Source organism: Pseudomonas sp. RA_15y_Pfl1_P11 (genome assembly GCF_963970975.1).
GTDB lineage: Bacteria > Pseudomonadota > Gammaproteobacteria > Pseudomonadales > Pseudomonadaceae > Aquipseudomonas > Aquipseudomonas tritici.
In genome coordinates, this window is the sequence record NZ_CAXAOY010000002.1 from 232,867 (window position 1) to 246,018 (window position 13,152).

Consider the following 13,152-nt stretch of genomic DNA (forward strand, 5'->3'; position numbering starts at 1 on the left):
TTCAGGCCTCGATCTGTTTGGGCAGGCGCTGATCAATCAGTTGATACAACGCACTGTCCTGCGGCCAATTACGCATGAACCGCGCGCGGTCCCTGGCAAACGCCGGGGCGAAGCTGGCTTGGGTGCTGTGTTGGCGCATGGCATCCAGGTCGATCAACGACCAGCGATCCTTGTCCCAGAACAGGTTATGCCCCTTGAAGTCGCCATGGCTGATGCGCTCGCGGATCAGCTCGGCGAACAGGTGATCCAGGGCGAGCAGTTCGTTCTCCGGCGCGTCACCGCTCTCAATGTAAGGCGCAAAGCGCTCGATGATGTCCGGCCCCGGCAGGAATTCGGTAATCAGGTAAGCGCGACCGCGCAGGCCGAAAAAGCGCTTTTCCAGCACGGCCAGCGGCTTGGGCGTAGCGATACCGAGGAACACCAGGCGATTGCCTTCACGCCAGGAATGCCAGGCACGGCTTGGGCGCCAGAAGCGCTTGAACCAGTGGGCGAAACTCTTGATGTTGTAACGCTTGATCACCAATGGGCGACCCGCCACTTCGGCCTTGGCCACCGTGGCGGTTCCACCGGTCTTGTACAAGTGGCCCTGCTCGAGCAAGGCATCGGCCTGTTCCAGCACCGCCAGCATCGCGACTTCTTCCTCGCGACGGGTTACACGCAGGGCAAACGGCCCGCGCAGCACACTGAACAGCGTGCATTCGCGACCGACCTTGTTGAGAAAGTCCTTCAGGCGCCAAGCGCTGACCTTGCGCACCTGTTTCTCCAAGGCCTCCAAGGGCAAAGCGTGCTCGCCGTTGCCCAGCAGGTAATACACCAGCAGTTCTTCGTTAAACGGCTCGAGATGCTTCGGCAATTGGGCGAAAAACACCCCAAGGTTTTCCAGTACGCGGTTGCGCGACAGGGGCTTGCCCGCCTCTTCCACGCGAATCCCGGCACCATCGATCAAATACAGCTTGCCGTCCCGACGCAGCAAGTTGTCCAGGTGCAGGTCTTCCTGCCACAGGCCTTTGGTGTGCATCAGGGCAATAGCACCCAATGCCTCGGCAAGCACCGCAGTTTGCTCGTCAGCCAAGGGCGGCAGACCTTCGACCGCGTGCCAGGCGTCCGCCAAGCTCTCGGCGCCTTCGATAAATTCGAACAACAGCCAACCGCCCTCGCCTTCCTGCAAGCCATCGGCCAGCAACAACGGTGTGGTCAGGCCTTGCTCGGCGAGCAGGCGCACGCCATTGAGTTCACGCTGAAAGTGCCGCGCCGCCTTGCTGCCCACCAGCAACTTGGCCAGCACCGGACGCCCGCGCCACACCGCTGCGCCTACGTAGCGCTCGCCCGGCAGCACACGCAACAGGCTCAGCAGTTGCAACTGGCCTGGGCCCGCCGCATCGACCAGTTCAATCGTCAGCGGCAGGGTGGGAGTACGGCCGGCGGTTTTCAGCTCGGACAAACGCATCAACGGTTTTCCTTATGGCTACGACGAGCGCCAAGGCGCTGGAACCAAGTGGCGACCAACTCGCTGCCCTCAGGCTGTTCCAGATAGGCCGCCAACAGTTGGCGGACCTGCGCATCGGACCATTGTGGTGCGCGACGCAACAACGGCTCCAGATCCTTGACCCGATCACGCCAGCCGAACAGCAGCGGGCGGGTTTTCTCCAGGTCGATCAACTGCGCGGCATAACCGTCACCGGTGGCCTGCAGGAAAATATGCTTGGGGTAGAAACAGCCATGCACTTGGCCGACGCTGTGCAGTCGGCGTGCGAGTTGGCCACAGGCCAGCAGGATCGCGCGGTGCTGGGCATCGCTCAGTGAAGGCCACTGCTCCAGCAACGAATCCAGGTCATTCAAGCCGTCCAGGGCGCGGGTCAGCAGCATCGCGCGGTGTTCGCCAGCGACTTTTCGCTCCCCGTAGAACGCCGCTTGCAAGGCAGGAATACCGAGCTTGCGGTAACGGCTGATATTGCGGAATTCGCGGGAGAAGCTCGGTTCGCCGAAGGGGCGGTGCAGGCTGCGCGTCAGGTAATTGCTCTGGCGCTTGAGGTAGTAACCGTGGCCGTCGAGCTCCAGGCGAAACACGCTGCTCCAGCCGCCGCGACTGGTATTCGGCTCGTCCACCGCATCCAGTTGTTTGGCCCACAGGGCATCGAACGTCGCCAGGCCGTTGCGCTCCAGCAGCGCACGGTCTTCAGCCGCCAGGAAATCACTCATTCACGTCCCTCGAAAAACTTCACCACGTGGCGAATACGCTGCTTGTCCGAAGCACTCAGGTGCCGGCGCTGACGGTACTGCATGTAGAAGCGCAGGCGCTGGGTGGCGGACAGGTGATACTTGGCCACCTTGTCCAGGCAGGCCAGGTCTTTGGTAATACGGTACTTGAGCCAGAAGCCGCGCCAGAAATCGCCGTTGGGGCAATCGATCAGGTACAGGGTGGTCTGGTCGTCGATCAGCAGGTTGCGCCACTTCAAATCGTTATGGGTAAACCGATGATCGTGCATGGTGCGCGTGTATTCAGCGAGCTGGCGGCTCACCGCGTCGACCCACTTCGGATCGCGCAGGCGTGCATCATTACGCTCGGCCAGCACCGACAGGTCTTCCGTCCTCGGCAACTCGCGGGTGATCATCGCACCACGGTCGTAGGCCAGGCCTTTGCGTTCCAGGCCCCAGGCAACCACGTCGGCAGTGGGAATGCCCCACTTGGCGAAGCGCTTGAGGTTCTGCCATTCGGACTTGACCCGGGGCTTGCCCAGGTAACGCCGCAAGCCCTTGCCGGCGCCGACGTAGCGCTTGACGTAGTAATTGACCCCGCCGCGCTCCACCCGGACCACCTCCGACAGCGGGTCGCGGGTCAGCCGCTCGCCTTGCAGGGCAAAGACGGCTTCGAGGCTTCCAAAATCATCCGCTAGGTGGGCGTAGGCAGGCTCCAGGTTCCAACCCGCCATCAGATCGCATCCCCGTAACGTTGCTTGCGCGCATAGAGCTTGTCGGCCTTGCGCTGCATCAGGCTCAACGACGCCGATTGCTCGGCCAGGATCTGGCGCAGCGGTTGGCGGAAGTAGCCCTTGAGAAAGCGCAGCTTGTCGCGGCGGGTCAGGCCGATTTCCAGCGCCGAGTAGTACAGCGCCGACAGGTCCTTGTCGCGCCAGCGCAGCGGCAGATGGGCCCGCAATTGGGCACGGTGCAGGTCGATCACCGACAGCTTGATCGTGCTGGCATCAATGGGCTTCGAGGTGTCCAGCAGAAAGTGGCACAGGTAGCAGTCGCGGTGATTGACGCCACCTCGGTGCATATCACCGACCATGCGCGCCAGCTCAGCCGTCAGGGCGTGGCGCAACGCAGGCGCAGGCGGCTCGGCAACCCAATTGATCGTCAGGTCTTCCAGGCTGATCGTCGGCGCCAGCTCTTCGGTGATGATGAACGAATGCTGGTCCGCCGGGTTGCTGCCCTTTTCGCCGAACGCCACGCCGGTCATGGTCGGCACACCCAGTGCCTGCAAACGGTGGATGGCGTCCCACTCCAGGCCGGCGCCGAGCACCGGCAACTTGGCGGTGATCAGGTTCTTGAAGATTTCCGCCCAACCAATGCCGCGATGGATTTTCACGAAAAACGGGCGGCCATCGACCTCGGTGCGCAAGGTGCGACGCGCCGCCAGCTCACGAAATACCTGGCCTTGCAGTTTCTCGACTTCGGCAAAGGCATCAAGCCCGGCCCACAACGTCTTGAACGGTTCGGCAAGAATCAATTTCATCGTTTTGGCTCCGCCAGAATCACATCTGCCGCGTGCTGCGGCATGCTGTAGAGGTCGGCCGTCTCGGCGAAGGCCAACCCATTGCGGCTCCAGGCCGCGCGCTGTGCAGTGTCGGTGAGCATCTGGGCCAAATACTGGTTCAGCTGCGTTTGTTCAAACGGCTCATCCAGTACCAGGCCGCTGTCGGCCTCATGGATGTAGTGGGCATAACCACACACCGCCGAGACCAGCACCGGCAGCCCGGCCACCAGGGCTTCGAGCAATACGGTGCCAGTGTTTTCATTGTACGCCGGGTGGATCAACAGGTCGGCGCCCAGCAGGAAGCGCGGGATATCGCTGCGGCCTTTGAGGAACTGCACGTTATCGCCCAGCCCCAACGTGGCGCTCTGCAACTGGAATACCTTGGGGTCGTCCTGGCCGATTACAAACAGGCGCGTGCGTTTTTTCAGCTCCGATGGCAAGGCGGCCACGGCCTTGAGGCTGCGGTCGACGCCCTTGGTCTTGAAGCCGGAGCCTATCTGCACCAGCAACAGATCGTCTGCGCCCAGGTTGAATTCCTTGCGGAAACCTTCGCGAATCTCGGCGGCGTTCGGCGGCGCGCGCCGGTCCTGGGCAATGCCCGGCGGCAGCAAGTGGAAGCGTTCCAGCGGGGTGTCGTAATGCTTGATGAACAGCGGCTGCTGCACTTCGGAAATCATCAGGACTTCGGTCTTGGCATCCTTGGCAAACACCGCGCGCTCGTACTCGGCAAAGTGGCGATAACGGCCAAAGCTTTTGTACAGCGAATGGCGCAGGTTTTGCGCCTTGTCTTCAAAGCAGCCGTCGGCGGCGTAGTACACGTCCAGGCCAGGCATTTTGTTGAAACCAATCAGGCGGTCCACTGGGCGCTTGGCCAGGTCGGCCTCCATCCAGGCGCTGAGTTTCTCGTTGCGCCGATGGTTGAAGAACGCCTTGACCGGCGCCACCAGCACTTCGAAACCGGGCGGGATATCGCCTTCCCAGATCAGCGTGTAGACACGAATCTGATGGCCGCGCTGCTGGCATTCCAGGGCGATGCGCATGAAGTCACGCTGCAGGCCGCCGAAGGGGAAATATTTGTACAGAACAAAAGCCAGTTGCATCAGTGCAGCTCCTCAGCCAATAACAACGTGCTCAGTCGGCTTGCCACACGCTCAGGGTTCAGGCGAGTGAAGCACAGGGGCGACTCGCGCGTGATGTCGAAGCGACGCAGGTCGTCGGCCGTCGGTTGATAGGTACAGTGCTTTTGCAGGCAAGGCGCGCAGGGGAAGTCGCTGGCCAGGTGAATCTGGCCCTTGCCATAGGCACCAGTGAGGCCAGGGTTGGTCGGGCCGAACAGGGAAATGGTCGGCACGTCCAGCGCAGCAGCCAGGTGACCGAGACCGGTGTCCACCGCCACGCAGGCGCGGGCGCCGGCCAATACGCGGGCGACACCGGCCAGGTTCAGCTTGGGCAGCACTTCGGCGTTTTGCAGGCCCTGGGCCAAGCGTTCGGCGCGGGCTTTTTCGGCGGCGTTGCCCCAGGGCAATTTCACGTCCACACCCAGGCGCCCCATGCGTTCGGCCAGCTCGCGCCAGTAGGTTTCGGGCCAGTGCTTGGTGTCCCAGGTGGTGCCGTGCAGCAGCAGGACGAAGGGCTTTTTCGGCGGTAGGCCGAGCAGCTTGTCGACGCTCAGGCCATAGTCGCCCAAGCCTTTGGGCAAGTCATAACCCAGCGCCACGGCGAACAGTTGGCGCAAACGCTCCACCGCATGTTGCCCGGGGGCCACGGCCAGGCGCCGGGAGTAGAAGCGTGCTGCGAACGGCTCGCGGGCCGAGTGCTTGTCGAAACCGGCTACCGGGGCACGTACATAGCGGGTCAGCCAGGCGCTTTTAAGCAGGCCTTGGGCGTCGATCACCAGGTCGTACTTGGTCGACTGGACCTGCTGCTTGAAGCGCCGCCATTCGCCACTTTTGAGGGTCTGCCAGATGTTTTTGCGCCAGCGACGAATTGCCACCGGGATGACCTTGTCGACCGCCGGATGCCAGGTGGGAATCTCGGCGAAGCCTTCTTCCACGACCCAGTCGAATTGAATGCCGGGGATCGCCCGCGCTGCGTCGGTCAGTGCCGGCAACGCGTGGATCACATCGCCCAGGGATGAGGTCTTGATTACCAGTACGCGCAAACTATCGGACCTCGACCACAGAGCCCTGCAACCGCTGCAAGGCTTCGTTCACCGGTTGCGGCAGCAATTGGCGCATGCAGTTGTAGTGACCGAAACGGCAAGTGCGCTCAAAGCACGGACTGCACTCCAGGCCCAGGCGCACGACTTCGACCTTATCGGCCAAAGGCGGGGTGAAACCAGGGGAAGTGGAGCCGTACACCGCCACCAATGGGCGGTTCAGCGCGGCGGCGACGTGCATCAGGCCGGAGTCGTTGGACACCACCGAATCGGCGCAGGACAGCAGGTCGATGGCCTCGGCCAGGGACGTGTCACCACTGAGGTTGACCGACTCTTCGCGCAGGCCGGGAATCAGGCGCTGGCGAATATCTTCACCCACCGGATGATCCTTCTTCGAACCAAACAACCACACCTGCCAACCTTCGCGGATCTTGGCCTCGGCGACCTTGGCGTAGTGTTCCGACGGCCAGCGCTTGGACTCGCCAAACTCGGCCCCTGGGCACAGCGCCAGGACCGGACGGTCGAGTTGCAGGCCGAACTTGACCAGGGCGGCGTCGCGGCTGACCGGGTCGATCTGCAGGCTCGGGCGCGGATACGGCTTGGGCAACTCGGCACCCGGCTCATACGCCAGGGCCATGAAACGCTCGATCATCAGCGGGTAGCGGGATTTGTCCAACCTGCGCACATCATTGAGCAGCACGTAGCGAAACTCGCCGCGCCAGCCGGTGCGTTTGGGGATGCCGGCAAAATACGGCACCAGCGCCGACTTGAGGGAGTTGGGCAACAGGATCGCCTGGTTGTATTCGCCCGCCAGGGATTTACCGATGCGGCGGCGGGTCGCCAACTCCAGGGCACCGTGACCGAGCGGGAAGCTCAAGGCCTTGCGCACCTCGGGCATGCGCTCAAGGATCGGCCGGCTCCACTCAGGGGCGAGCACGTCGATCTGGCAGTCTGGGTAGCGCATGCGCAGGCACTGAAACAGTGTCTGCGCCATCACCATGTCACCGACCCAGCTGGGCCCAACGATCAGAATATTCATGTAGTTTCCACAAACGATGCGGGGAGGCTTATGCCTCCCCGCCTCGATAATGACTATAAGACCGGGTTTGTGTGAACACCGGTTTGTGTGGGAGCGGGCTTGCTCGCGAAGGCATCACCGCAGCCCGATAGACAGACCGCAGCGCCTGCTCCGCGAGCAAGCCCGCTCCCACATAAAGCCGGTTTCCACATCAGATCGGCGTCGCTCAATTCATCAAGTTTCAGCTTAACCCCAGTTCTTTCCAGATTCGCATCACCTGGCGCCGCTCGTCGGCGAACTGATCCCCGGCCACCGTACCGGCCTCGTTTTGCAAGGCCTGGCGGTGCGCGGCGGAACGGTAGGCCTTATACACCTCACGCAGCAGGTGGGCATCGGCGGCGGGCATCAAGCCCACCTGCTCCAGGCCTTCCAGAATGCGGATATTGTCGGTATAGCGCAGCAACGATGGATGTTGCGCAGACCATGCCAAAGCCGCGTATTGCACCATAAATTCAATATCGACGATACCTCCGGCGTCCTGCTTGAGGTCGAACGCCGCCGTGGCTTCGAAGGCATTGGCGCCAGTGCCGGCCGCCGTGGTCTTGGTACCCAGGTTGTCACGCATCTTCGCGCGCATCTCGCTCACCTCCTGGCGCAGCTTCGCCAGATCCCGCTCCCGCCCCAACACTTTAGCCCGGACCCGTTCGAACCCATGCCCCACATCCTGGCTACCGACCAGCACCCGCGCACGGATCAATGCCTGATGTTCCCAGGTCCAGGCTTCATTTTGTTGATAGCGATCAAACGCTCCCAGTGAACTGACCAACAGCCCGGAGGCGCCGGAAGGCCGCAGGCGCATGTCCACTTCATACAGCTGGCCGGAGTTGGTCTGGGTGGTCAGCAGGTGAATGATCCGCTGGCCCAGGCGCGTGAAGAACTGCGCGCCATCAATCGGCTTGGCGCCATCGGTTTCGGCCTGCGGGTCGCCGTCGTGGATAAACACCAGGTCCAAGTCCGAACCATGCCCCAGTTCGATCCCGCCGACTTTCCCGTAACCGACAATAATGAACCCAGGATCGCACAGCGTACCGTCCAACCGCTGCGGCGAGCCGTGGCGCGCGACGGTCTGGCGCCAGGCCAGGGCCAGCACTTGCTCGAGGATGGCCTCGGCGAGCCAGGTCAGGTAGTCGCTGACTTTCATGAGCGGCAAGCTGCCGGCGATTTCAGACGCGGCCACGCGCAGGCGGTGAGCCAACTTGAAGTGACGCAAGGCTTCCATCTGTTGCTCAAGGTCGTCCTCGGGGATGCGCGTCAGGCGCTCGCGCAGCTCAGCCGCAAGCTCCGGCGCCAATGGCGGCTTGAACAAACGGCCTTCGTTAAGCAGCTCATCCAGCAGCAGCGGGAAGCGTGTGATCTGTTCGGCGATCCACGGGCTGGCGGCGCACAGGGTCAACAGGCGACGCAACGCGTCAGGGTTTTCCGTGAGCAGCACCAGATAGGCAGAACGCCGAGCGACCGCCTCCACCAGCGGCAACACACGCTCCAGCACCAGGTCCGGGTTGGCGTGTTCGACAGCCTGGGCGAGCAGACGCGGGATAAATGCATCCAGGCGTTCGCGGCCCAGGCGCTGCATGGCACGCAGTTGGGCGCTGCTGCGCAGGCCGGCCAACACTTTGAGCGCCTTGGTCGCGTCAGTGAACCCGCCTTCGGCCAATTGGCGGCAGGCCGCTTCGTCGTCTTGGGATTCTTCCCACAACGGCAACCACTCACCGCCCACTACCAGTTCGCTCTCTTCACCCTCTTCTTCGTCTGGATCGGCAATCACTTGGCGGAAATGCCAATCCACACGCCCGCGCCAGTACATCAGGCGCTCATGGAACGCGGCCCAGTCGGCGAACCCCAGCATAAAGGCAATGCGCGCCTGATCTTCCGGGTCGTCCGGGAGCATTTGCGTCTGGCGGTCGGCAATCGCCTGGATCGCATGTTCGGTATAACGCAGGAATTCGTAGCCATTGCGCAATTCGGCGATCACCGCCGGCGGCAGGTAACCCTGACCCTCCAGGGTGCCGAGCACCTTGAGCAGCGGCCGCTGTTGCAAGCTGAGGTCGCGGCCGCCATGGATCAGCTGGAAGGCCTGGGCGATAAATTCCACTTCGCGGATACCGCCAGAGCCCAGCTTGATATTCTCGGCCATGCCTTTGCGCCGCACTTCCTGCTGGATCAACTGCTTCATGGTGCGCAGCGCTTCGATGGCGGAGAAGTCCAGATAGCGCCGATAAACGAACGGTCGCAGCATGTCGAGCAGTTGCGCACCCGCCACCTGGTCGCCCGCCACCACCCTCGCCTTGATCATGGCGTAGCGTTCCCAGTCACGGCCCTGGTCTTGGTAGTACTGCTCCAGCGCATTGAAGCTGAGCACCAACGCGCCCGCGGAACCGTAGGGGCGCAGGCGCATATCGACGCGGAACACAAAGCCGTCAACCGTCATCGGGTCGAGGGCCTTGATCAGTTTTTGACCAAGACGGATGAAAAATTCCTGGTTGTCCAGGGAGCGTTTAACACCGACGGTTTCGCCGCCTTCGGGATACGCGAAGATCAGGTCGATATCCGACGACAGGTTCAGCTCCACCGCGCCGAGCTTGCCCATGCCGAGGATGACCATGTGCTGCGGCTCGCCGCTGCGCCGGCCGGTAGGCGTGCCGAACTGCGCGCAGTGGCGCTGGTACAGCCACAGGTAGGCCTGGTCGATGCTCGCGTCGGCCATGTCGGAAAGGTCTTGGCAGGTTTGCACCAGGCCCGCCTGGCGGGTCAAATCGCGCCAGATGATGCGCACTTGCTGGCGAGTACGCTGGCGACGCAACACACGGCCCAGCTCGTCTTCTGTTTCGGCTTGTTGCACTGCGCCAGCAATTTGCCCACACAGCTCGCCAGGGGCGAAACCCCGGTCCAGCTCGCCCCAGGCCACCAGCTCGAGCAACATCAAAGGGTCACGAACACTCTGTTCAATGACGAAATCACTGGCGGCGCACACGCGGACGAAATCCGCCCACCGTTGCGGCGTCCACGCAGAGAGTCCATGATCGTCGTCCAGCGCGGCCACAGCGTCACGAAATGACTGCTCGGCCCGCTGGGCTTTTGGCAAGAGAATGGCCGGCAGTTCGGCCAGCATTGGAAGGCTCATGGTCTATCCTTGATCAGCGCGTAAATGGCTTGTTGCTGTGGACGTGATACTGGCGCTACATGAAGGACTGTCGAACAAAGGTTATAAATAGCTGAAAAACCATAGTTGTTGGCAGGGAACATTAAACTTCCACCTTTTCTTGTTCGCAAAAGATCAACAATAACGATTATGCTCACCAGCCAGACCGAGCCATACGCTCAGTCTTGTGTAGTTTTACTACTCGTATATACATTCGAAAGGCTGAAATGGCCGACGATTTGTAGTAAAACTACAGGACGCCGAAGCAACCTTCGGCCATCCAAGAATTTATGTCGTCTGCCCACAAGGCCAGTCGCAAACTTCAGGCAACCGATTCTGGTAGCCTTTCCGCCCTGGAGCAAGCCATGCAAGACCTCGATCCCGTCGAAACCCAGGAATGGCTGGACGCCCTGGAATCGGTTCTCGACAAAGAAGGCGAAGACCGTGCTCACTACCTGATGACCCGTATGGGCGAACTCGCGACCCGCAGCGGCTCGCAACTGCCTTACGCCATCACTACGCCATACCGCAACACCATCCCCGTTACCCACGAAGCACGCATGCCTGGCGACCTGTTCATGGAACGCCGCATTCGCTCGCTGGTACGTTGGAACGCCATGGCGATGGTAATGCGCACGAACTTGAAAGATTCTGACCTGGGCGGTCACATCTCCAGCTTCGCTTCCAGTGCAACTCTGTATGACATCGGCTTCAACTACTTCTTCCAGGCCCCGACCGAGGAACACGGCGGCGACCTGATCTACTTCCAGGGCCACACCTCCCCAGGCGTTTACGCCCGTGCGTTCATGGAAGGCCGCATCACCGAAGACCAGATGAACAACTTCCGCCAGGAAGTGGACGGTGGCGGCCTGTCGTCGTACCCGCACCCTTGGCTGATGCCTGATTTCTGGCAGTTCCCGACCGTTTCCATGGGTCTGGGTCCAATCCAAGCGATCTACCAGGCACGCTTCATGAAGTACCTGGAAGCCCGTGGCTTCATCCCTGAAGGCAAGCAGAAAGTCTGGTGCTTCCTGGGCGACGGCGAGTGTGACGAGCCGGAATCCCTAGGCGCCATCTCCCTGGCTGGCCGCGAGAAGCTCGACAACCTGATCTTCGTCATTAACTGCAACCTGCAGCGCCTCGACGGCCCGGTTCGCGGCAACGGCAAGATCATCCAGGAACTCGAAGGTGTGTTCCGTGGTGCTCAGTGGAACGTGACCAAAGTCATCTGGGGCCGTTTCTGGGACCCACTGCTGGCCAAGGACGTCGACGGTATCCTGCAACGTCGCATGGACGAAGTCATCGACGGCGAGTACCAGAACTACAAGGCCAAAGACGGCGCATTCGTGCGTGAACACTTCTTCAACACGCCAGAACTCAAGGCGATGGTTGCAGACCTGTCCGACGACGAGATCTGGAAACTCAACCGTGGCGGCCACGACCCGTACAAGGTCTACGCGGCGTACCACGAAGCGGTCAACCATAAAGAACAACCCACCGTCATCCTGGCCAAGACCATCAAGGGTTATGGCACCGGTGCCGGCGAAGCGAAGAACACTGCCCACAACACCAAGAAAGTCGATGTCGACAGCCTGAAGTTGTTCCGCGACCGCTTCGACATTCCGGTCAAGGACGAAGAGCTGGAAAACCTGCCGTTCTTCAAGCCTGAGCCAAACAGCGCCGAAGCCCGCTACCTGAGCGAGCGTCGCACTGCACTGGGCGGTTTCGTGCCGCAGCGCCGCGCCAAGAGCTTCAACATCCCGACACCACCGCTGGATACCCTCAAAGCTATCCTGGACGGCTCGGGCGACCGCGAAATCTCCACCACCATGGCCTTCGTGCGGATCCTCGCGCAGTTGGTCAAGGATAAGGAAATCGGTTCGCGCATCGTCCCGATCATCCCGGACGAAGCCCGTACCTTCGGTATGGAAGGCATGTTCCGTCAGTTGGGCATCTACTCCTCCGTCGGCCAGCTCTACGAGCCAGTCGATAAAGACCAGGTGATGTTCTACAAGGAAGACAAGAAGGGCCAGATCCTCGAAGAAGGCATCAACGAAGCGGGCGCCATGAGCTCCTTCATCGCTGCCGGTACTTCGTACTCCAGCCACAACCAGCCGATGCTGCCGTTCTACATCTTCTACTCGATGTTCGGCTTCCAGCGTATTGGCGACCTGGCGTGGGCAGCAGGCGACAGCCGTACCCGTGGCTTCCTGATCGGCGGTACCGCCGGCCGGACTACGTTGAACGGTGAAGGCCTGCAACACGAAGACGGTCACAGCCACATCCTGGCTGCCACCATCCCGAACTGCCGCACCTTTGATCCAACCTACGGCTATGAGCTGGCGGTGATCATCCAGGACGGCATGAAGAAGATGACTGAAGAGCAGCAGGACGTTTTCTACTACATCACCGTGATGAACGAGTCCTACCAGCAACCTGCCATGCCGGCCGGTGTTGAAGAAGGCATCATCAAGGGCATGTACCTGCTCGAAGAAGACACCAAGGAAGCGGCGCACCACGTGCAGCTGATGGGCTCCGGCACCATCCTGCGTGAAGTGCGTGAAGCGGCGAAGATCCTGCGTGAAGAGTTCAACGTCGGCGCTGACGTGTGGAGCGTTACCAGCTTCAACGAGCTGCGTCGCGACGGCCTGGCCGTAGAGCGCAGCAACCGTCTGCACCCAGGCCAGAAGCCTGCGAAGAGCTACGTCGAAGAGTGCCTGGCCGGCCGCAAAGGTCCGGTGATCGCCTCTACCGACTACATGAAGCTGTTTGCTGAACAGATTCGCCAGTGGGTCCCGTCCAAGGAATTCAAAGTCCTGGGCACCGACGGTTTCGGCCGCAGTGACAGCCGCAAGAAGCTGCGTCACTTCTTCGAAGTTGACCGTCACTTCGTGGTGTTGGCAGCCCTGGAAGCCTTGGCTGACCGTGGTGAGATCGAACCCAAGGTGGTGGCTGACGCTATCGTCAAGTTCGGGATCAACCCGGAAAAACGCAACCCACTGGACTGCTGAGGAGATTTT

The 13,152-nt window shown here is 61.4% G+C and carries 9 protein-coding genes; 1 reads left to right on the forward strand and 8 read right to left on the reverse strand.

The features are described 5' to 3' along the window. Position 1: 1 nt before the first annotated feature. The 8 genes from AACY44_RS03220 to glnE form a co-directional block, all read right to left on the reverse strand. Positions 2 to 1,447, reverse strand: a complete 1,446-nt coding sequence (locus AACY44_RS03220) for a lipopolysaccharide kinase InaA family protein (RefSeq protein ID WP_339415606.1) — start codon at positions 1,445 to 1,447, stop codon at positions 2 to 4. After that, a complete protein-coding gene (locus AACY44_RS03225) occupies positions 1,447 to 2,199 on the reverse strand; it encodes a lipopolysaccharide kinase InaA family protein (RefSeq protein WP_339435800.1) in 753 nt (250 codons plus the stop codon). Before AACY44_RS03225 ends, AACY44_RS03220 begins: the two co-directional genes overlap by 1 nt. Continuing rightward, the gene (locus AACY44_RS03230; protein WP_339415604.1) at positions 2,196 to 2,930 is read right to left on the reverse strand and encodes a lipopolysaccharide kinase InaA family protein; all 735 of its coding nucleotides are present in this window, start codon (positions 2,928 to 2,930) and stop codon (positions 2,196 to 2,198) included. Before AACY44_RS03230 ends, AACY44_RS03225 begins: the two co-directional genes overlap by 4 nt. Then, a complete protein-coding gene (rfaP, locus tag AACY44_RS03235) occupies positions 2,930 to 3,736 on the reverse strand; it encodes a lipopolysaccharide core heptose(I) kinase RfaP (RefSeq protein WP_339415603.1) in 807 nt (268 codons plus the stop codon). Before rfaP ends, AACY44_RS03230 begins: the two co-directional genes overlap by 1 nt. Then, positions 3,733 to 4,857, reverse strand: coding sequence for a glycosyltransferase family 4 protein (locus tag AACY44_RS03240; RefSeq protein ID WP_339493308.1), 1,125 nt, complete (start codon positions 4,855 to 4,857; stop codon positions 3,733 to 3,735). Before AACY44_RS03240 ends, rfaP begins: the two co-directional genes overlap by 4 nt. Continuing rightward, complete coding sequence (gene waaC, locus AACY44_RS03245) at positions 4,857 to 5,918, reverse strand: lipopolysaccharide heptosyltransferase I (RefSeq protein ID WP_339415601.1); 1,062 nt, start codon at positions 5,916 to 5,918, stop codon at positions 4,857 to 4,859. The genes AACY44_RS03240 and waaC overlap by 1 nt, the downstream gene beginning before the upstream one ends. Position 5,919: 1 nt before the next feature. Then, positions 5,920 to 6,954, reverse strand: coding sequence for a lipopolysaccharide heptosyltransferase II (waaF, locus tag AACY44_RS03250; protein WP_339415600.1), 1,035 nt, complete (start codon positions 6,952 to 6,954; stop codon positions 5,920 to 5,922). A gap of 220 nt (positions 6,955 to 7,174) precedes the next feature. After that, positions 7,175 to 10,114: a bifunctional [glutamate--ammonia ligase]-adenylyl-L-tyrosine phosphorylase/[glutamate--ammonia-ligase] adenylyltransferase gene (glnE, locus tag AACY44_RS03255; RefSeq protein WP_339529782.1), complete on the reverse strand. Its 2,940-nt coding sequence runs from the start codon at positions 10,112 to 10,114 to the stop codon at positions 7,175 to 7,177. A 383-nt stretch (positions 10,115 to 10,497) separates the two neighbouring features. Between glnE and aceE the strand changes: the two genes are divergently transcribed. Continuing rightward, the gene (gene aceE, locus AACY44_RS03260; RefSeq protein ID WP_339415598.1) at positions 10,498 to 13,143 is read left to right on the forward strand and encodes a pyruvate dehydrogenase (acetyl-transferring), homodimeric type; all 2,646 of its coding nucleotides are present in this window, start codon (positions 10,498 to 10,500) and stop codon (positions 13,141 to 13,143) included. Positions 13,144 to 13,152: the final 9 nt, after the last annotated feature.

Bases quoted from the DNA above. Each gene is read 5' to 3' on its own strand.
- AACY44_RS03220 (WP_339415606.1), bottom strand. From the start codon at position 1,447: ATGCGTTTGTCCGAGCTGAAAACCGCCGGCCGTACTCCCACCCTGCCG.
- AACY44_RS03225 (WP_339435800.1), bottom strand. From the start codon at position 2,199: ATGAGTGATTTCCTGGCGGCTGAAGACCGTGCGCTGCTGGAGCGCAAC.
- AACY44_RS03230 (WP_339415604.1), bottom strand. From the start codon at position 2,930: ATGGCGGGTTGGAACCTGGAGCCTGCCTACGCCCACCTAGCGGATGAT.
- rfaP (WP_339415603.1), bottom strand. From the start codon at position 3,736: ATGAAATTGATTCTTGCCGAACCGTTCAAGACGTTGTGGGCCGGGCTT.
- AACY44_RS03240 (WP_339493308.1), bottom strand. From the start codon at position 4,857: ATGCAACTGGCTTTTGTTCTGTACAAATATTTCCCCTTCGGCGGCCTG.
- waaF (WP_339415600.1), bottom strand. From the start codon at position 6,954: ATGAATATTCTGATCGTTGGGCCCAGCTGGGTCGGTGACATGGTGATG.
- glnE (WP_339529782.1), bottom strand. From the start codon at position 10,114: ATGAGCCTTCCAATGCTGGCCGAACTGCCGGCCATTCTCTTGCCAAAA.
- aceE (WP_339415598.1), top strand. From the start codon at position 10,498: ATGCAAGACCTCGATCCCGTCGAAACCCAGGAATGGCTGGACGCCCTG.